The sequence below is a fragment of the Gordonia sp. ABSL11-1 genome, assembly GCF_030315685.1.
Taxonomy (GTDB): Bacteria; Actinomycetota; Actinomycetes; order Mycobacteriales; family Mycobacteriaceae; genus Gordonia.
Map to the genome: position 1 here is coordinate 49,564 of NZ_JASXSI010000028.1, position 19,142 is coordinate 68,705.

The following is a 19,142-nucleotide window of genomic DNA, read 5'->3' on the forward strand; positions in this document are numbered from 1 at the left end:
GAACGGGGTGGAGGTCGGGTGAGCGCATACGACGACCGGCCGTGGCTCGCGCACTACGGTGACCGGCCGGCACACCTCCGGGTGGAGCACGGCACCGCGATGGACATGTTCGATACCGCCGTGCGCGCCGCTCCCGACGATCCGGCGCTGCACTATTTCGGCACCACGACGACATGGTCCCAGCTCGACCGGGCGTCGGACGCTCTCGCGACTCTCTTGATGATGCGCGGATTCCGGGCGGGCGACCGGTGTGCGCTCCAGGTCCAGAACGATCCGGCCTTCGTGATAGGGCTCGTCGCCGCGTGGAAGGCGGGCGGAATCCCGACCGCCATCAGCCCGATGAGCACGGCCGACGACCTGGGCTGGTTACTCCGCCGGTACGAACCCGCCGCCCTGCTGGTGCTCGACGAGCTGTACGCCGACGTCGTGCGACCCGTTCTCGCAACCGATTCCGATGTCTCGATCCCGGTGGTGGTCACCGCATCGGGCCTCGACGGTCAGACTCGCGACGACCCCCGGGTGTTCGACGGAGTGCGGCGACGTCGGCCGGCCGACACCATCGACCTGGCCGAGTTGGTGGCCGGCCACGACGGATCGGCGCCGCGGCGTCGTCCGGTCGGTCCGGGAGACGTCGCCGCACTGCTGGCGACCTCCGGCACCACGGGGTTCCCGAAGGGCGCCCGCATCAGCCACGCGAACCTGACGTTCAACACGCAGACCTACCGTGACTGGACCGGCCTGCGGGACGGCGAGCCGATCCTGGCGCTGGCGCCGATCTTCCACGTGACCGGACTCGTCGGGGCGGTGACACTGTCGATGTTGCTGCGGTCCCCGGTCGTTCTCACCCACCGCATCCATCCGGGCGTGGTCGCCGATGCGATCCGTGAGTACCGGCCGGCGTTCTCCGTCGCGGCGATCACCGCCTACATCGGTCTCGCCGACGAGTCCGACATCACACCCGCCGAGATGTCGTCCCTGCGATTGCGGTACTCCGGTGGCGCACCGATCGATCCGGTCGTCGCCGAACGTCTGGAGGAGGCCCTCGGCGGGTATGTCCACAACATCTACGGTCAGACCGAGACCACCTCGCCATCACACATCGTGCCCGCCGAACTGCGTGCACCGGTGGACGACGAGACCGGTGTCCTGTCGGTCGGGCTCCCGGTGTCCAACACGGTGGTCCGGGTCGTCGACGATCACGGCCGCGATCTCCCGGTCGGGGAGATCGGTGAGCTGATCACGAGCGGTCCGCAGGTGATCGGCGGGTACTGGGACGATCCCGAGGCCACCGCGGCAGCGCTGACTGGCGGCGAATTGCGCACGGGGGACATCGGATTCATGGATGCCGACGGCTGGTTCTACGTCGTCGACCGGAGCAAGGACGTGATCAACGCGGCCGGTTACAAGATCTGGCCGCACGAGGTGGAGTTGGTGCTCGGCCGTCATCCCGACGTCGCGGAGGCCGCCGTTGTCGGCATACCCGACGACTATCGCGGTGAGACGGCCAAGGCGTATGTGGTGCCACGGCCGGGCGCGACCGTCACCGAGGCGGATCTGGTCGGGTACTGCCGCGAGCGGATGGCGGCCTACAAGTATCCGCGTGAGGTCGAGCTCGTCGGCTCGCTGCCCCGGTCGGCGACCGGGAAGCTGTTGCGGCGCAAGCTTCGCGGATAGGTGAAGGGTGTGCCGGAATCCGGCACACCCTTCAACGGGTCTTCATGTGGGGAGCGGTTACAGCCCCAGATCCCGACCGATGATGTCCTTCATGATCTCGGTGGTTCCGCCGAAGATCGTCTGGATGCGGGAGTCGGTGTAGGCGCGGGCCACCCGGTACTCGTTCATGTAGCCGTAGCCGCCGTGCAGCTGGACGCACTGGTCGATGACCTTCTTGGCGAGTTCGGTGCACCACCACTTGGCCTTCGATGCGTCGACGGCGGTGAGCTCACCGTCGACGACGGCCTGCAGGCAGCGGTCGAGGTACTGCTCGGCGATGTCGAGCTCTGTGGACTGCTCGGCGACGACGAATCGGTTGTGCTGGAAGGTGCCGATCGGCCTGCCGAAGGCCTTGCGGTCCTTCACGTACTGCAAGGTCTCCTCGTGCACCGCACGGGCGCCCGCGATCGCACCGATCGCGATCGAGAGGCGCTCCGACGGCAGGTTGTGCATCAGGTGGTAGAAGCCCTTGTTCTCCTCGCCGAGCAGGTTCTCCCGCGGCACGCGCACGTCGGTGAAGTGCAGCTCCGCGGTGTCGGCCGCCTTGAGGCCCATCTTGTCGAGTTTGCGGCCCCGCTCGAAGCCCTCCATGTCCCGCTCGACGACGAGCAGCGAGAAGGCCTTGTGGCCCGCCGAGGGATCCGGGTTGGTGCGGCAGACCACCACGACGAGGTCGGAGTTGATACCGGCCGAGATGAAGGTCTTGTTACCGTTCAGGATGTAGTGGTCGCCGTCGAGCTTGGCGGACGCCTTGATGCCCGCCAGGTCGCTTCCGGCGCCGGGCTCGGTCATCGCGACGGCGAGAATCGTCTCGCCCGTTGCCATTCCGGGCATCCAGCGCTTGCGCTGCTCCTCATTCGCGAGGTTGAGGAAGTAGGGGACCAGGACGTCGTTCTGCAGACTCAGGCCGGGGGCCGCGCCGCCGAAGCGCGCGAACTCCTCGACGACGACCGCATTGAACCGGAAATCGTCGGAAACGCCGCCGCCGCCGTACTCCTCGGGGATGTTGAAGCCGAGCAGCCCCGCCTCGCCGGCCTTCAGGTAGGACTCGCGGTCCACCTGGCCTGCGGCGTCCCACTTCTCGACGTTCGGGGCGCATTCGCGGGCGAGGAACTCGCGCGCGCTCGCGCGGAGCTGTTCGTGCTCGGGTTCGAAGACTGTGCGCTTCATGGTTCGCTCCTCAGATGGGTGTCTCGGTGTTGTCGTCGATCATCGGTTGTGCTTGTTCGACGGTGGTCAGTCTCGTTGCGGCGGTTCGGCTCCGACCGCTCGGAGCGATGTCGCCGCGTACGAGGTGGCGATCTCCGCCGGGGTGCGGGGGCCGCCGTGGTGATACCAGGTGGTCACCTCCTGGCAGGCGCCGAGAAGGTAGCGCAGGACTTCCTTGACGTCGTCGTCCAGGTGGAAGTCACCGGAGGACATGCCGTCGCGGAGCACACCTTCCAGCAGATCCTCGACCTCGGTGCGCATGCCGACGTAATGACGGCGATGCTCGTTGTCCGCGTCGAGGTAGCGCAGCTCCCTTGCGACACTGGCCAATTCGAGGTCCGCGGTCATGTGCAGGACGATCGCCTCGATGGCGTTCGACAACTGCTCGGTGGGTGTCGCGCCGTCCGCGATCGCCGCACGCACGCGCCGCAGCACCGACGTCATGCCCGCTTCGAGGAGTGCGACGAGGATGCCCTGCTTGTTGTCGTGGTGATAGTAGAGCGTCGGCAGCGACACCCCGGCCCGTGACGCGATGTCGCGGATCGAGGTGCCGTGGAAGCCGCGGTTGTGAAACGACTCCTTGGCGGCTGCGAGCGTGACCGGCAGGGTGATCGGTACGATCACCCGCCAGTCGTCGAGGGTGTCGTCGGCGACTGCGGGTCCTGTGGTGGCAGAGACGGTGTCAGACACGTTCGATGATCGTGGCATTCGCCATGCCCGCGCCTTCGCACATGGTCTGCAGCCCGTAGCGGCCGCCGGTCGCCTCGAGGTGGTTCACCAGTGTCGCGAGCAGTCGCGTGCCCGACGAGCCGAGCGCGTGGCCGAGGGCGATTGCACCGCCGCGCGGGTTCAGCTTCGCCGGGTCGGCGCCGAACTCGTGGGCCCAGGCCAGCGGCACCGACGCGAACGCCTCGTTGACCTCGTAGGCGTCGAGGTCGTCGACGGACAGGCCCGACCGTTCCAGGATCTTGCGCGTGGCCGGGATGGGCGCGGTGAGCATGAAGATCGGGTCGTCGCCGGCCAGCGCGAACGAGTGGAACCGTGCGCGCGGGGTGAGGCCGAGCTTGGCGGCCATCGTGTCGCTCATGATCAGGGCGGCCGACGCTCCGTCGGTGAGCGGTGACGAGTTGCCGGGCGTGATGTGCCAGTTGATCTCCGGGAATCGCTGCGCGCTCTCCTCGGAGTGGAAGGACGACTTGAGCCCGGACAGGCCCTCGGTCGTGGTCGACGCGCGGACGGTCTCGTCGACGGTGTGGGTGATCTGCGCACCGTCGGCGTCGGTGACGTCGATCGGGATGATCTCGCGGTCGAAGAATCCGTCCGCCGCCGCCTGCGCGGCCCGCTGGTGGGATTGTGCGGCGAATGCATCGAGGGTGTCGCGGTCGAACTTCCACTTCGCAGCGACCAGTTCGGCCGAGATGCCCTGTCCGACAAGGCCATCGGGGTAACGGGCAGCGATGCTCGGGCCGTACGGGCTGCGCCCGACGGTGGTGAAGCCCATCGGTACCCGGCTCATGGATTCGACGCCCGCGGCGATCACGACGTCATACGCGCCGGCGATGACGCCCTGGGCGGCGAAGTGGGCGGCCTGCTGGCTGGATCCGCACTGCCGGTCGACCGTGGTGGCCGGCACGGACTCGGGGAACCCGGCGGACAGCAGCGCGGTCCGCGAGATGTTCAGCGCCTGCTCGCCGGCCTGGCCGACGCATCCGCCGATCACGTCGTCGACGAGGGCGGGGTCGAGGTTGTTGCGCTCGACCAGGGTCTTGAGCACATGTGCCAACAGCTCGACGGGCTGCGTCTCCGAGAGGGCGCCGCCGGGCTTTCCCTTACCGGACGCGAGGCGGGCGACGTCGACGATGACGGCTTCAGGCATGAGGGTCCTCCCAGGGTGGTGTTGACCGGAACGGGCTGATCATCGGCGCAGACCATCGGTGCGACGTCAACGTGACAGCGCCGATCTAACGCTCGTTCTACTTGTCTAGCACGCCAGAACCCGCGGAATCAACAGTCCGCAGGTTCGCCTCGTGCGGCCTCGTCCTAGAGGGCGCCTTTGTCACCGTCACCCGCGGGCACGGCGCTGAACGTCTTGACATCGAGCGGACCCGCGAGCAGGGAGCCGATCGCCTTGCCGAGTTCAGTCAGCGCTGGTGCGCCGCCGTGGGTGGCGAGAGCCTCCATCGATTCCCACTTCTCGATCATCACGAGGTCGGTCGAATCGCCGGTGGCCTCGTGCAGGGCGTAGGTGTCGCAGCCGGGCTCGCCGTGTACCTGCGGGATGGCGGCCAGGACGGCGTCCCGGACGGCTGCCTCCTCGCCGGGCTTCGGTGAGATGGTGGCGACGACGATGACTGCTGACATGTGTGGTACTCCCTGTTCTGATGGGTCGGTCGGGGATCGGTGATGAGTCGATCCGCTCACCGACGGTAGGTGACGACGCCCCGCCGGTGACCCTGATTCGTCGAACCGGGGCCGAGTGCCCATCTCGAGTGGGCGTCAATCCCGAACGGGCTGTTCCAGATACGCGACGATTGCGCCGGCGAATCCGCGGCGGGCGAGTGCGTCGTCCTGGTAACTGCCCAACCGTGCCTCCGACACCAAACCGCGCATCGCGCCCGGGATGAATGCCGCAACGTCCCGAACGCGGCCGGGGTCGACCTCGAGATCGGCGAAGGCCTTCTGACACGCCCGGGCCCATGAGTGATTCCAGGAGGCGAACTCGGCGGCGGTCTGCGGGTAGAGCCGTTCGAGTTCGGCGTGATCACGCGGCAGCGCCGCGCGCAGGTTCTCGATCGCGCGGGAGTCGACGGACGTGAGCCCGAGGAACAGCGTCTCGACGATCTCGATGACCCGTTCGCGCAGCGGGGCGGTGTTGTTCTCGCGATAGGGGAGTTCGCCGCGGCGATCGGCGGTCCTGCGCAGCACCGCCGCCCACAGTCCGTCGACGTCGCCGAACTGGTACTTCACCGTCCCCCACGTGGCGCCGATGTCCTTGGCGATGCGGTTGGCCGACACCGACCCGGGATCACCCGAGGCCAGGGCGGCCAGCGCGGCATCGAGCATCGCCTCACGGGTTGCGAGTCCGCGACGGTTCGTGCGACGTCCACCGACGGCGTCGAGGGTCATGACTCCCGATCCTAACCGCGACCGAAGTTTTTCACAGAGCCCACTGTGAATCTTTCACAGAACCCACTATGGTTTTTCGACAGGACTCGCGTTCCCGGACGGGAGCACGCAGCAGCCAGGACGTGCGAGAGGAGTTCGGAGATGGCCAGGACCCCGTTGTCGATGGAGCCCACCGGCTGGTTCCAAGTGGCGTGGTCGGCGGAGATCGGCGAACGCGCCGTCCACCGGATGACGTACTTCGGGCGGGAGATGGTGGCGTGGCGGTCGGCGTCGGGGCAGGTCTCGGTGTTCGACGCCTACTGCGAGCATCTGGGCGCGCACCTCGGATACGGCGGCCACGTGGAGGGTGAGAACCTGGTGTGCCCGTTTCACGGGTGGGAGTGGAACAGCAACGGACGCAACGTCTGCATCCCGTATGAGAACCATCCCAATCGAGGCCGGCGCATCCGGAGTTATCCCGTCGTCGAACGCAACGAGGCCGTCTGGCTCTGGTACGACGCCGCGAACCGTCCGCCCCACTTCGACGTGCCGGACATCTTCGCCGACTTCGGGGACGACCGCACCGCCGACGACTACTACCCGCCGGTGCCGGCCGCGACCCTGTTCCGACCCGGCCTCGAGATCCACCCGCAGTACATCATGGAGAACGGCGTCGACTTCGCCCACTTCACGTTCGTGCACAAGACTCCGTTCATGCCGGAGTTCACCCGCCAGGACTTCTCCGGACCGGTCTCCTACGTCGACTTCACCATCGCCTTCGACGAGGGCGCCACGCTCGAGAACGCCACCAGCGGAGTCGAATCCATCAACGCCGGTCTGGGATGTTCGATCACCAAGAGCCGGGGGATGGTCGACAACCGGACGATGCCGGCGGTCACGCCCGTCGACGACCACACCTCCGACATCCGGTTCACCGTGTGGATCGGCCGCAAGGCGGGCGAGGAGCACGGCGACCTCACCCCGTACGGAAAGGCGATGGCGGACTTCGTCATCGAACAGTTCGAAGCCGACATCACCATCTGGGCGCACCAGCGTTACTCGGACCCGCCGGCGTTGTCGCGCAAGGAGTACGCGGGCTTCACCGCCCTGCGGGACTGGGCCCGCCAGTTCTATCCCGACGGCGGTCCCGCCGGCGTCGACCCCACCCGTCAACCCCAGAGCGGCGCGGTCATCCCCGCGTCGAGTCGCTGATTCAGGAGAACAGATCACGATGACCACCTCGACGCCGATCCGGGTCTTCCAGGTCGCCACCGGCAACCTCGGCACGGAGATGATCGGTCGGATACGAAGCCATCCGGACCTCGAACTGGTCGGATTGCACTGCTACACAGCGGAGAAGATCGGACGCGACGTGGGCGAGATCGTCGGTCTGGAGCCCATCGGCGTGATCGCCACCGGATCGGTCGACGAGATCATCGCCGCCCGCCCCGACGTGCTGACGTTCCACGGCGTGTTCCCCGACGAGGGCCTCTACGTCGCGGTACTCGAAGCGGGCATCGACGTCGTCACCACCGCCGACTGGATCACCGGCTTCCACCGCGACACGAATCATCCGCACGCCAGCGGCCGCAAGGTCTCCGAGGTGATCGCCGACGCCTGCCGGCAGGGCGGATCGACGTTCTACGGCACCGGCATGAATCCCGGTGCCTGCCAGATCATCGGAGTCGTCCAGTCCATGGACGTCGCCGACATCGAGAACGTCACCGTGACAGAGTCCGTCGACGTCTCCTGCCATCACTCGGTCGACACCTGGAAGGCAGTCGGATACGGACGGCCCGTCGACGACCCGTCGATCCCCGAGTCGCTCCGCAAGTACACCGAGGTGTTCGCGGACTCGGTCTACCTGATGGCCGACTGTTTCGACCTCGAACTCGACGAGGTCGCCTTCAGCTACGAACTCGGCGCCTGCACCAAGGACATCGACCTCGGCTGGTACACCCTCCCGCAGGGCTCGCTGGGTGGCAGCTACATCAAGTACCAGGGCATGATCGACGGCGTCGCACGGGTGGAGTCGCACCTCGAGTGGCAGATGACGCCGTACACGGATCCGTCGTGGGACATCAAGGGCTGCTACATCACCCACATCACCGGCGACCCGTCGGTGTACAGCAAGCACATGATTTTCCCGAAGGCCGGGGTGGATCTGTCGAACCCGGACTCGTTCGCATCGATCGGCATGACCGTGACCGGGCTGCCGGCCCTGAACTCGATCCGGTCCGTCGTCGCCGCCCCGCCGGGAATCCTCACCAGCGCCGACCTCCCTCTGCGGGGATTCGCGGGACGCTTCAAGCTCTGAGCCGCTCGCTGCGCTCCCGGCGTCGGTGTCATGCGACCCGCTCGCTGCGCTCCCGGCGTCGGCGTACTGTCGGCGACTACTGTCGGCGACATGGCCAGAACCGTTGCGAAAGCCGATGTCGTCGACCGTATCGCGCTGCTGGACTTCATCCGTCCTCGGCACCACATGATCCTGAGCACCACCCGCGCCAACGGGAGTCCGCAACTGTCACCGGTGACCGGCGGCGTCGACGAGGCGGGCCGCATCGTGATCTCGACCTACCCCGGTCGCGCCAAGGCGACGAACCTGAAGAACACGCCCGTCGCGAGCGTCGTCGTCCTGTCCGACGAATGGAACGGTGCATGGGTGCAGGTGGACGGTGACGCCGAGGTGCTCGACATGCCCGACGCCGAGGATGCTCTCGTCGACTACTTCCGCAGCATCTCCGGTGAGCATCCCGACTGGGACGACTACCGCGCGGCGATGCGGACGCAGGGCAAGTCGCTGATCCGGATCACGCCGACCCGATGGGGTCCCATAGCGACCGGCGGCTTCCCCGCCGACGTGGCCGAGCGCCTCGATGCCCAGGACGGCTGACTCGCTCGAGAGTTGCGGCCCGCGGTGCAGGCGCCTCAGGCCCGAGACTTCGCGAATTCGATGATCAGCGTCGCGGTGAAGGCGGGGAGGTCGTCGGGGTTTCGGCTGGTGATGAGGGTGTTCGGGCCCGATCGGTCCACGACGACCTCCTCGTCGACCCACGTGGCGCCGGCGTTGCGGAGGTCGGTGCGCACACTCGGATACGACGTGAGCGTACGTCCCTTCACGACGTTTGCCTCGACGAGTGTCCACGGCGCGTGACAGATGGCCGCGACCGGTTTGCCGGCGTCGACGAATGCCTTGATGAAGGCGACCGCCGCGTCGTCGGTGCGCAGGAAATCAGGATTGGCGACGCCGCCCGGCAGGACGAGGGCATCGAAATCGTCGACGGAGGCGTCGGCGACGGTGACGTCGACCGGGAAGGTGTCCGCCTTGTCCAGGTGATCGAAGGCCTGGATGGTGCCGCCGTCGGTCGAGACGAGTTTCGGTGCGCCACCGACGGCCTCGACGGTCTTCCACGGCTCGGTGAGCTCCACCTGCTCGGTGCCCTCGGGCGCGACGAGGAAGGCGATGGTGTGGTTGTTCAGTTCCTCTGGCATGGCAGTCCTTCCGTCAACTCGATCGCACGTTCTGGTTGCAGGTGTACCCGTGCCGTCCAGTGGGCAAACACGGGCGCCGACTGCGCTGTGGTGTGCGAACGGCGGCGGTAGCGTCGGGGCATGTCCGTCAGCACAGCCGTCTCCTCCGACGTGACCTCCGACGTCGCCGTGATCGGGGCCGGGATCATCGGTCTGTCCGCGGCGCATCATCTTGCTCGACAAGGGTTCACGGTCACCGTCTACGAGTCGGGTCGGCCCGGATACGGACAGTCCGCCGGCGAGTCGAGGATCTTCCGGCACGCCCACGACGATCCGCGCCTGGTCGCCCTCGCGGTACGGGCCCGGGAGCAGTGGCGGGAATGGTCGGACGAGGTGGGGACACCGCTGATCTCCGCGGACGGCGCGGTGGCGTTGGGACCGGCGGTGCCGGAGCGATCGACGATCCTGCAGCAGCAGGGCGTGGCCGTCGAGAAGCTGGATCCGTCGGCGTTGCGTGACGTCCTGCCGATCCTCCGCGAACCGGACGACACCGGGTGTGGCGGCTCCGCGATGTTCGACGGCTCCGCGATGTTCGACACCGCCGCGATGCTTGACGTCGACGGCGGATCGATCGACACCCGGTCCGCCATCACCTGGTTGGCGGACCGGTTCGCCGATGTGACCGTCGGCGAACAGGTGATCGCGTTGCACCACTCGGAGAACGGGGTGACCGTGCGGACACCGACGACCGTGGGAAACCATGGGGCTGCGGTCATCTGCGCGGGACGCGGCACGGCTGCGCTCGCCCGGGGCGTCGGGCTGTCGGTTCCCGTGCAGCTCGGCGCACACGTGCGCGTGTCGTTCGCCGTGCGCGACACAGGGATACGCATGCCGACGGTGCAGGACGGCAGCGGGGTGTTCGGGGCCAGGGGAGTGTATGCGGCCGTCTATCCGGATCGGTCCGGATACGGCCTCGGCATGGCTGGGAGCGTCGACGCCCACGACGACGGTGCGATCGACGACGGCGCCGGACTCGCGGATCTGGCCGGTGCCGCAGCCGAATACGTGGCCGCCGCGCTGCCCGGCCTCGACCCCACACCCCGAGATGTCGTGCACTGTTGGGTGACCAGCCTGCCCTGGGGCGACGACGGCATGGCGATCTGGCGGTCGGGTCCGATCGTCGCGTTCGCCGGCCACAACCTGTTCAAGCATGCGCCGCTGATCGGCCAGACGTTGGCCGACACCGTCCGGTCCGGGCAGGTGCCGGCCGCGTTCGCCCCCGAGGCCCGTCTGGGTGCCGCAGACTGACGTCACCGACCGAAGGGATTGCAGGCCGGCAGTTGTCGGGTCAGCGACGGTCGGTCGGTCGCCACCGTAAGACCTCGAGTGCCGCTGCGACGTCGACGAGGTTCTCCCCGATGGGCCGGGGCAGGAGCTCCTCGGCGCGGGCGAGTCGTCGGATCACGGTGTTGCGGTGTGCATACAGACATTCCGCGGTTCGAGACGTGTTGCACTGCTCGGCGATCCACGTACGCACGGTCTCGACCGTGTCCGGGTCTGCCGCCGCAAGATGGCCGAGGGTGTCGGCGACGAACTCGTCCGTCGCGGTCGGATCGGCAGTCAGCAGCGCGACCAGCCGCACATCCTCGTACCGTGTCACGAGCTGGGGTGAGGCGAGTTGGGCGACCAGTCGCTGCGTGGCCAGGGCCTGGAAGTGGCTGCGCCGGAAGCCGTCCAGGTCGTCGCCGGGGTGGCCGAACGCCACCCGCACGGTCGGGTGATCGGGTATCCGCCGGATCGGCGGCACCTCCGACGTCGACAACCAGACCCACAGCGCGCCCGCGCTCGCGACGACCGTGAGCCGTTCCCGTCGTGTGGTGGTCTTGGTGATGATGTCGGCGACGGCCTCGAGTTCCTGCGCGGTCGTCGCCCCGGCGTCGGCCCAGATCACCGCCGCCACATGGGGGCCGTTCAGCCGGTAGCCGAGCTGGGCGGTCGCCCGGCCGGCGGGGATCGGCGCACCTTCGAGGAGGAGGGCCACCGTCTGCCGACGTTCGGCGTGGGTGCCGCGGGTGAGGTCGGCCCGTTCGGACTCCATGCGTTCCGACATCGCCGACACGGTGTCGTCGATGAACGTGGAGATCGACAGGGACGACACCTCCAGCAGCTCACGGAGTTCGGCCGGGTCGTCGGTGAGGGAGAAGCAGATGTCCATCCACCGACGCCACGCCACGCTCTGCGCCGTGCGGTACGAGTCGAGCGACGATTCCCCGAGGCCGCGACGCACCAGGTCGCGCGCGGTGTCCAGGACCTCGCCGGTCAGGTTCACCGGTACCCGCCGACCGGGGTCGCGGACGTTGGCCGCGGCCCAGTGCAGCATGTTGGCGATGTTGGTGCGTCGGGCGCCCTCAGCGAGCACCGGGTCGTCGGCGACGGCGGTCATCCGCACGCCGCCGAGCGCGGCGTCGTGCATCTCCTCGATCCACTCCTCGGGTGGGCTCAGGGCGATCTCCGCACCGCGGCGCAGGAGTTCCCGGATCCGCTGCGAAGGGTGCGGCCAGTCCGACATGCGCACATTCTGCACCATGCGGCAACGGCCGCAGTTGCAGATTGTCCCTGGCGTCGGGCGGCGCAGCTGAGCATCCTGGTAGGTATCCGCATCCGCGACGAACCCCGAGGAGCTCTCGTGACCTCTCCGACCACCACTGATCGTGTCGACGTGCTCATCATCGGCGCAGGCATCTCGGGCATCGGCGCCGCCCGCTATCTGCGCACCGAACACCCGTCGAAGTCGTTCGCGATCGTGGAGGCGCGCTCGACGTCCGGGGGCACCTGGGACCTGTTCCGCTATCCGGGTATCCGCTCGGATTCCGATCTGCACACCTTCGGCTACGCGTTCAAGCCGTGGACGGACAAGCAGGCGATCGCCGATGCGCCGCGCATCCTCGACTACCTGCACGAGACGATCGACGAGAACGAGCTCACCGACCGCATCCGGTACGACCACAAGGTCGTGTCAGCGGCGTGGTCGTCGGACGACGCGCGCTGGCAGGTGGAGATCGACCGCACCGACACCGGTGAACGGGTCCGGATCAGTGCCGGCTGGATCTTCTGCGGCTCCGGCTACTACGACTACGACCAGGGGTTCAGCCCGGACTTCGCCGGGCGTGAACGGTTCCGGGGGCAGATCGTGCATCCGCAGCACTGGCCCGAGGACCTCGACTACGCCGGCAAGCGGGTGGTGGTCATCGGCAGTGGTGCAACCGCCGTCACCCTGCTGCCCGCGATGGCCGACGACGCCGAGCATGTGACGATGCTGCAGCGTACGCCGACCTACATCATCCCGTTGCCGCGTGAGGACGCGATCGCCAACACCCTCAAGAAGGTGCTGGGTGACGAACGTGGATACGCCCTGACCCGGCAGAAGAACGTCGCGCAGCAGCGGCTGTTGTTCGAGCTGTGCCAACGCTTTCCGTCGGTGGCCCGTCGGATGATCCGTAAGATCAACGAATCCCAGCTGCCCGAAGGCTATCCGGTCGACAAGCATTTCAATCCGCCGTACAACCCGTGGGATCAGCGGCTGTGCGTCGTGCCCGATTCCGATCTGTTCCGCACCATCCGCAAGGGCAAGGCGTCGATCGTCACCGACCGCATCGCGTCGTTCACCGAGAACGGCATCCTGCTGGAGAGCGGCGAGGAACTCGAGGCCGACATCATCGTCACCGCCACGGGACTCAACATCAAGATCATCGGCGGCATCGAACTCACCGTCGACGGGCATCCGGTGTCGTTGCCCGACACGGTCGTCTACCGCGGCATGATGCTGTCGGGTATCCCGAACTTCGCCCTCGCGATCGGCTACACCAACGCGTCGTGGACGTTGAAAATCGGTCTGTTGTGCGAGTACTTCTGCAAGCTCCTCACCTACATGGACGCCCACCGCCACGACAGCGTGTGGCCCGTGGCCGACCCGACGATGCCCACCCGGCCGCTGCTGGATTTCGGTGCGGGATATGTGCAGCGGGCCCTGGCGACGTTGCCGAAGCAGGGCGAGAAGGCGCCGTGGGTGATGTCGATGAGCTACTACGCCGACCGGCGGGTACTGCGCGGCGATGTCGCCGACGAGAACCTCCACTTCGCGCGGGCGCGTGACCGGGCGGCCGGAGCGGTCGGGGTCTGAGGGGCGGGTTCTGACGGGCGGGTTCGGCGTCGGGAGGACCCGGTCGCGACATGCTCAGTGGCTGTGCGCGAGCACCTGGATCGACAGCACGACGAGTCCGATCAGTACGAGGGTGATCAGTGCGGCGAGTTTCTGCCACCAGGTGATGTCGGCCCGGCGGACCGCGAGCCATCCGATCAGCCCGAGCGTGCCGATGTAGATGTAGCCGGCGATCAGCAGGGCCGTCTGGAGTTTCAGCACGTCCAGCCAGGCCAGCGTGATCATGCCCAGCGGTAGCAGCAGCGTGCCGAGACCACTGGCCGCGACGCGGAGCAACGTGCGCAGGTCCTCGCCATGCGGGAAGGTGCGGTGCACCGCCAGGTGCGCGATGCCGTCGGAGGCGAAGCCGGCCAGCACGACGGCGAACACACCGAGCAGCAGGATCTCGAATGCGTATGCGGCGGAGTGATGGCCGGTCGAGGTGTAGACGACCAGCACGATCGCGAGTCCGGTGAACGTCGCGTAGACGCGCTCCTTCAGGAACATCACCGCGACGGTCTTGGGTACGTCTGCGATGTCGTCGGACTCGGCCTGATGGGCGCCACCTGCCTCGGTCATGGCCATCATTGTGGGCCTACTGTGATCGGAATGAGCATCAACCCGACAGTTGTGGTGTCCTCGGCCGGTCTGATCGGTGGCTATTCGGCCGCACGATTCTCCGGCCGTCGCGAACTCGGCGGCGTGGTCCTCGCCGCGGCGGGCGCCTGGTGCACGCGCGAGTGGGCGCGGCAGAGCCCGGTCGCGGCCGCCGGTCTGCTGGCGGGATATCTCGGTGCGTTCGGCGCGTCGCATCCGCTCGCGAAGAAGATCGGTGCGTGGCCGTCGGTGTTCGCGGTGACGGCCGCGACGGCAGGCGCGACATATGCGGTGACGCGCAACGCCTGAACCTTCTCGACCTGGTTCTGGAACAATCACGGCTGTGGCCCTCCGAAGTGCGTCCCGAACGCCTCATGTCGTCATCGTCGGCGCCGGATTCGGCGGTCTTCATGCCGCGCGGCGCCTGAAGAAGGCGAACGTTCGCGTCACCGTCGTCGACCGCGGCACCAGCCATCTGTTCCAGCCGTTGCTCTATCAATGTGCGACCGGGTTGCTCTCGGAGGGTGCGATCTCCAGTCCGATCCGGCATCTGCTGCGGCGCCAGCGCAACGCCGACGTCGTGCTCGGCGAGGCCAAAGATGTCGATGCCGGGTCGCGCACGCTGTCCGTCGACCGTCCCGACGGTTCGACGATGACCATCGACTACGACCATCTCGTCGTCGCGGTCGGCATGCGCACGTCGTACCACGGGTGTGAGGGCGTGAGTGGTCATGCGCCGGGGATGAAGACCCTCGACGACGCACTCGCGATCCGCCGCAAGATCATCGGTGCGTTCGAGATCGCCGAGTCGTTGCCGGATTCGGAGCAGCGTCGGCCGTGGCTGACCTTCGCTGTCGCCGGTGGAGGTCCGACGGGCGTCGAGTTGGCCGGGCAGATCCGGGAACTCGCGACGCTGGCGCTGCACCACGAGTTCCGCAGCATCGACCCGGGCGAGGCGCGGGTGCTCCTGCTGCACGGTGGTGATCGGGTGCTGCCGTCGTTCAGCCCGGATCTGTCGCGCCGGGCACAGAAGATCCTCGACGAGCTCGGCGTCGAGACCCACCTCGGTGTGCACGTCACCGGCGTGACCGCCGAGCAGGTCGAGACCACTGCGAAAGCCGAACCGCACGAGGTCATCCACTATCCGGCTCGGACCACCCTGTGGACCACCGGCGTCGAGGCGGTGCCGTTCGCCGGGGTGCTCGCGCGGGCGCTCGGGGTCGACCAGGACCGCGGCGGCCGCATCCCCGTCGAGGCCGATCTGTCCGTGCAAGGCCATCCCGACGTGTGGGTCGTCGGGGACGTCAGTTCCCGCGACAACCTTCCCGGGGTGGCGGAGGTTGCCATGCAGGGCGGCCGGCATGTGGGTGCGGTGATCGCTCACATCATCGACGGCGGCACGGACCGGGCGCCCTTTCGCTATCGCGATCTGGGCAATGCCGCCTACATCGCGAGGCGCCATGCGGTGGTCGAGTCGGGGCGGCTCCAGCTCTCCGGGTATGTGGGATGGGTCGCGTGGGGCATCATCCACATCGCGTTCCTGGCCGGCGTCCGCAACCGCATGGGCACCGTGGTGAATTGGGGCGCGACGCTGCTCACCGACTCGCGGCGCGAACGCGCCATCACCTACGGCGATCCGGAAACCGCCCGTCAGCCGTATCGCTGACGGGCGGTCGGGATGGGCGTGTGGGTGGTGCGTCGTGTCAGCCCAGGGTGTCGTCGAGCCAGTCGAACATCCGCTGATCGGTGAGTGCGCGGGCCATCGGCTGACAGTGCCAGCTCGCTCCCTCGGCGGCGGTGAAGGCTACGACGGTGGTGTCGGCACCGGACATCTGCGCCAGCCGCTCGGACTGCCCGGGCCAGAACTGTTCGTGCTCGGGTGACGTGATCAGCATCGGTGTCCGGATGCGGGCGGCGACGTCCGGTGTGAGTGTGTACTGCGCAACGGTTTTCATCGTTCCCGAGTAGGTGTCCTGCCCGTACGGGCGGGCGCGCCAGTCCCACATCCGCTTCGTCGACTTGCTGGCCTTCAAGCCGATGGTCATCATCTGGTCGAAGTCGTGGTCCTTGCCGTCGGCCAGCTTCTTGGCCAGCGCGTGACCGACGTTGGCCAGCCACGACGAGTCGACCGCGACGACTCCGGGATCGGCGATCGCGGCGGAGTAGCGATGTTCGAAGGCGATTGCCCGGGGAACCCAGTAGCCGGCCTGACTGATCCCGTAGACAGCGAGCCGGTCGGCGTCGACGCCGGGCAGCCCGACGACGACGTCGGTGACCGGGGTGAGGACGGCCTCCCAGTCGGGTCGGAACAGCATGCCGTGGTCGAACAGCATCGACTGCTGGCCCGGACCGTCGAACATGACCACCCGATAGCCCCGACGGAGTGCGCCGTGCGCGGCGGCCGGCCACTGGCCGGAGACCGCGCCGTCGCTGCCGTTGACCATCACCAGTGTGGGTCGCGGGGTGGCGCCGGCGTCGGTGGGCGACAGGAACCAGCCGGGCAGCGTGGTGTTCTCGTAGGGGATGGCGAGTCGTCGGGCGTCGAACGGTCCGTGGTCGACGAACTCCTCCCAGGCCGCGCGGTGTTCGGCGAACACCGGCATGCGTTCGGTGTCGTCGGCGATCCCGTCGAGCGCGTCGAACGCTTCCGACAGGTAGGTGGCGGCACGCAGGTAGGCGAATGCCGCGCTGACGTCGTGCCCATGGGCGGCGCTGTCGTCGGCCTCGGCGACGAGTCGTCGGCCGAGACGGTGCCAGGCGTCGTAGAGATCGCGCTCGTGTCCGTTGCCGACGGTGTCGATGGTGGCGAGCACCTCACCGGCGTCGGCGGCTCCGGAGTTGCAGTAGCCGAGGAGGATTCGGATCGAGTAGTCGCGTCCGGCGTCGGAGTAGAAGCCGTTGCTGTAAGCGGTGTGGGGAGCGTGTGGGAGATGCATCGGGGTGTGCTTTCCGGAGCGTGTGGTCGGTGGTCGGTGGTCGGTGGGCGAGCGTGCCACTGTGAGCATCGTGTCGGCTCTCAGTGGGCATCGATCGGGGCTGGTCAGCGGGTGGGGCCGGCCGGCGCGATCGGGGCGGGGGTGGTCTCGCGGTCGGCGATCGCCTGGGTGCGCTTGACGGCGAAGATGATCAGGGCGATCGGGATGACCCAGTTCAGCAGGAGGTTGCCGGGGTGCGCGCCGGAGATGGTGTCGGCCGACGCGAGGACACCGGCGACGACGTGGCAGAAGGCCATGGCGAAGATGACTCCGGACCACAGGAGGCTGATCGAGCGGTTCTTGGCGCGGAAGATCGGGCTGCCCCAGTAGCGCTGGTCGACGGTCTCGCGGGCGTACTGCTCGGTGAACGGGACGGTGAACGCGGAGATCAGCATGACCAGTCCGAGGACGATCGTGGTGGCGCCGCGGCCGTAGTCGGTGAGCCAGGTGTCGACGCCCGATCCGCCGACGAACCCGATCGCCGAGATGATGCCGAAGGTCACGGTGCCGGCGGCGTCGAGGATCTTGATCGACCGCTTCTGGGTGACGCTGTAGGCGATGAGGGCCAGCGATGCGGCGAAGGCGACGAGTCCGGCCCAGCCGACCGCGCCGGCGCCGAAGTGCGAGGCGACGAAGGAGAAGAGAAACCAGGGGGCGAGTCCGACGATCATGTCTTTGGCGTTCATGGTGTGTTCCTGTTCGGGGTTGGTGGTGATGTCATCGACTCTGCTCCCGTCGTCGGCGCGCAACATCCGTCGGATGACGGTGATTTTCGTGCCAGTCACGTCCGAGTGGACGCAGTGAACCCGCGAACGAGGGAATCAGACATTACGGTCGGTACATGTTCGCCATCGGAGTGATCGCAGCCGCGCTCGCCGCGCTCGCGTACGGGTTGTCGACGGTGCTGCGTGCGGTGGGTGCGCGGCGCGCGTTGCAGCGGTTGGACGCCGGCTCGGGGGCGGCGGCGTCGGGCGGCTCCCGAGGGGTCGGTTCGGGGGCGGACGGTCCGGTCGGGCACGCGACGACGGCGGGGTCGACGCGATCGACGGTGGCGGCGTTCGGTGACGCGACGTTTCTGCTCGGCACCCTGTTGGTGATCCTCGGGTTCGCCGGAGGGGCTGTCGCAGCGCGATTCCTGCCGCTGTTCCTCGCGCAGACGATCGTCGCCGGCAATCTCGTGGTGACTGCGCTGCTCGGGATGGTGTGGCTCGGCAACGTGCTCGGCCGGCGTGAGTGGGTCGCCATCGGTGCCGTCGTGGTGTCGCTGTTCCTGCTCGGGGCGTCGGCCTCACACCAGGCGGCACCGTCGATGGGGATGGGATTCCACTGGGCGCTGTTCGGGGTCAGCCTGGTGTTGGTGGTGACCGGGTTCGTGGTGATGCAGACGCTCCGGGACCGTGGCGCCCTCCTCTGTGGGGCGTTGGCGGGGGTCATGTACGGGGCCATCGCGGTCGCGGTGCGTGTGCTCGACGGCGTCAGCCCGGTCGATCCGGTCCGCCTGCTGACCGATCCGGCAGCGTGGACCATCGCGGTCGCCGGTGCGACGGCGTTCTACGTGCAGACCGTCGCACTGCAGATCGGCCCGGTGAACGCGGTGACAGCGGTACTCGTCGTCGGCGAGACGGGCGGTCCCGCGATCGTCGGAGTGATGTTCTTGGGCGACAAGGCGATCGACGGACTGCAGTGGCTTGCGGTCGTCGGATTCGTCGGTGCCGTCGTCGGTGCGACCGCCGTCGCCCTGTTCACGGGGGACGACGACGGTGCCGGCGGGCCCGGCGCGACGCGCGCAGGTGGGCCGGGCCGTGCGGGAGGGTCGGGCCGTGCGGATGGTGCTGGCCGTGCGGGTGGTGCTGCTCGCGGCGGTCGGGGTGACG

At 68.0% G+C, this 19,142-nt stretch carries 19 protein-coding genes; 9 read left to right on the forward strand and 10 right to left on the reverse strand.

Features of this window, described 5'->3' with window-relative positions:
* The first annotated feature begins 18 nt into the window (after nucleotides 1–18).
* Nucleotides 19–1,674, forward strand: a complete 1,656-nt coding sequence (locus QSJ19_RS23175) for a class I adenylate-forming enzyme family protein (protein ID WP_286323366.1) — start codon at nucleotides 19–21, stop codon at nucleotides 1,672–1,674.
* Nucleotides 1,675–1,731: 57 nt separating this feature from the next.
* Here the strand turns inward: QSJ19_RS23175 and QSJ19_RS23180 are convergent, their stop codons facing one another.
* From QSJ19_RS23180 to QSJ19_RS23200, 5 genes are all read right to left on the reverse strand, one after another.
* Nucleotides 1,732–2,883, reverse strand: coding sequence for an acyl-CoA dehydrogenase family protein (locus QSJ19_RS23180; RefSeq protein ID WP_286323367.1), 1,152 nt, complete (start codon nucleotides 2,881–2,883; stop codon nucleotides 1,732–1,734).
* Nucleotides 2,884–2,949: 66 nt separating this feature from the next.
* Nucleotides 2,950–3,612 (reverse strand): TetR/AcrR family transcriptional regulator, encoded by a 663-nt coding sequence (locus QSJ19_RS23185; protein WP_286323368.1) that lies wholly within the window; start codon nucleotides 3,610–3,612, stop codon nucleotides 2,950–2,952.
* Nucleotides 3,605–4,798, reverse strand: coding sequence for a thiolase family protein (locus QSJ19_RS23190; protein WP_286323369.1), 1,194 nt, complete (start codon nucleotides 4,796–4,798; stop codon nucleotides 3,605–3,607). Before QSJ19_RS23190 ends, QSJ19_RS23185 begins: the two co-directional genes overlap by 8 nt.
* A gap of 164 nt (nucleotides 4,799–4,962) precedes the next feature.
* The gene (locus QSJ19_RS23195; protein WP_286323370.1) at nucleotides 4,963–5,283 is read right to left on the reverse strand and encodes a putative quinol monooxygenase; all 321 of its coding nucleotides are present in this window, start codon (nucleotides 5,281–5,283) and stop codon (nucleotides 4,963–4,965) included.
* A 135-nt stretch (nucleotides 5,284–5,418) separates the two neighbouring features.
* Nucleotides 5,419–6,048 (reverse strand): TetR/AcrR family transcriptional regulator, encoded by a 630-nt coding sequence (locus QSJ19_RS23200; protein WP_286323371.1) that lies wholly within the window; start codon nucleotides 6,046–6,048, stop codon nucleotides 5,419–5,421.
* Nucleotides 6,049–6,189: 141 nt separating this feature from the next.
* Here QSJ19_RS23200 and QSJ19_RS23205 point away from each other — a divergent pair, with 141 nt between their 5' ends.
* The 3 genes from QSJ19_RS23205 to QSJ19_RS23215 all read left to right on the forward strand — a co-directional run bounded on the left by QSJ19_RS23205 (nucleotide 6,190) and on the right by QSJ19_RS23215 (nucleotide 8,920).
* The gene (locus tag QSJ19_RS23205; protein WP_286323372.1) at nucleotides 6,190–7,239 is read left to right on the forward strand and encodes a Rieske 2Fe-2S domain-containing protein; all 1,050 of its coding nucleotides are present in this window, start codon (nucleotides 6,190–6,192) and stop codon (nucleotides 7,237–7,239) included.
* Between the two features lie 19 nt (nucleotides 7,240–7,258).
* Nucleotides 7,259–8,344, forward strand: a complete 1,086-nt coding sequence (locus tag QSJ19_RS23210) for an NAD(P)H-dependent amine dehydrogenase family protein (protein WP_286323373.1) — start codon at nucleotides 7,259–7,261, stop codon at nucleotides 8,342–8,344.
* A gap of 90 nt (nucleotides 8,345–8,434) precedes the next feature.
* Nucleotides 8,435–8,920, forward strand: coding sequence for a PPOX class F420-dependent oxidoreductase (locus QSJ19_RS23215; protein ID WP_286323374.1), 486 nt, complete (start codon nucleotides 8,435–8,437; stop codon nucleotides 8,918–8,920).
* A gap of 35 nt (nucleotides 8,921–8,955) precedes the next feature.
* Here QSJ19_RS23215 and QSJ19_RS23220 read toward each other — a convergent pair whose 3' ends face one another.
* Entirely contained in the window at nucleotides 8,956–9,519 is a 564-nt protein-coding gene (locus QSJ19_RS23220) for a type 1 glutamine amidotransferase domain-containing protein (protein ID WP_286323375.1), read from the reverse strand.
* A 120-nt stretch (nucleotides 9,520–9,639) separates the two neighbouring features.
* On the opposite strand from QSJ19_RS23220, the gene QSJ19_RS23225 reads away from it, so the two are divergent.
* Entirely contained in the window at nucleotides 9,640–10,806 is a 1,167-nt protein-coding gene (locus QSJ19_RS23225) for an NAD(P)/FAD-dependent oxidoreductase (RefSeq protein ID WP_286323376.1), read from the forward strand.
* A gap of 40 nt (nucleotides 10,807–10,846) precedes the next feature.
* On the opposite strand, the gene QSJ19_RS23230 is transcribed toward QSJ19_RS23225, so the two are convergent.
* Complete coding sequence (locus tag QSJ19_RS23230; protein ID WP_286323377.1) at nucleotides 10,847–12,067, reverse strand: PucR family transcriptional regulator; 1,221 nt, start codon at nucleotides 12,065–12,067, stop codon at nucleotides 10,847–10,849.
* 117 nt (nucleotides 12,068–12,184) lie between these two features.
* Between QSJ19_RS23230 and QSJ19_RS23235 the strand changes: the two genes are divergently transcribed.
* Complete coding sequence (locus tag QSJ19_RS23235) at nucleotides 12,185–13,678, forward strand: flavin-containing monooxygenase (protein WP_286323378.1); 1,494 nt, start codon at nucleotides 12,185–12,187, stop codon at nucleotides 13,676–13,678.
* Between the two features lie 54 nt (nucleotides 13,679–13,732).
* Here the strand turns inward: QSJ19_RS23235 and QSJ19_RS23240 are convergent, their stop codons facing one another.
* On the reverse strand, nucleotides 13,733–14,275 hold the full coding sequence (locus QSJ19_RS23240; RefSeq protein WP_286323379.1) for a hypothetical protein: 543 nt from the start codon (nucleotides 14,273–14,275) through the stop codon (nucleotides 13,733–13,735).
* Between the two features lie 30 nt (nucleotides 14,276–14,305).
* Here QSJ19_RS23240 and QSJ19_RS23245 point away from each other — a divergent pair, with 30 nt between their 5' ends.
* On the forward strand, nucleotides 14,306–14,602 hold the full coding sequence (locus QSJ19_RS23245; protein WP_286323380.1) for a hypothetical protein: 297 nt from the start codon (nucleotides 14,306–14,308) through the stop codon (nucleotides 14,600–14,602).
* A gap of 34 nt (nucleotides 14,603–14,636) precedes the next feature.
* Complete coding sequence (locus QSJ19_RS23250) at nucleotides 14,637–15,959, forward strand: NAD(P)/FAD-dependent oxidoreductase (protein WP_286323381.1); 1,323 nt, start codon at nucleotides 14,637–14,639, stop codon at nucleotides 15,957–15,959.
* A gap of 37 nt (nucleotides 15,960–15,996) precedes the next feature.
* On the opposite strand, the gene QSJ19_RS23255 is transcribed toward QSJ19_RS23250, so the two are convergent.
* Together QSJ19_RS23255 and QSJ19_RS23260 are read right to left on the reverse strand one after the other, a co-directional pair.
* Nucleotides 15,997–17,229 (reverse strand): alpha/beta hydrolase family protein, encoded by a 1,233-nt coding sequence (locus QSJ19_RS23255; RefSeq protein ID WP_286323382.1) that lies wholly within the window; start codon nucleotides 17,227–17,229, stop codon nucleotides 15,997–15,999.
* A 104-nt stretch (nucleotides 17,230–17,333) separates the two neighbouring features.
* The gene (locus QSJ19_RS23260; protein ID WP_353507172.1) at nucleotides 17,334–18,053 is read right to left on the reverse strand and encodes a DUF3159 domain-containing protein; all 720 of its coding nucleotides are present in this window, start codon (nucleotides 18,051–18,053) and stop codon (nucleotides 17,334–17,336) included.
* A 56-nt stretch (nucleotides 18,054–18,109) separates the two neighbouring features.
* Here QSJ19_RS23260 and QSJ19_RS23265 point away from each other — a divergent pair.
* Nucleotides 18,110–19,142: hypothetical protein (locus QSJ19_RS23265; RefSeq protein WP_286323384.1), on the forward strand; the 1,033-nt coding region annotated here is incomplete at its 3' end.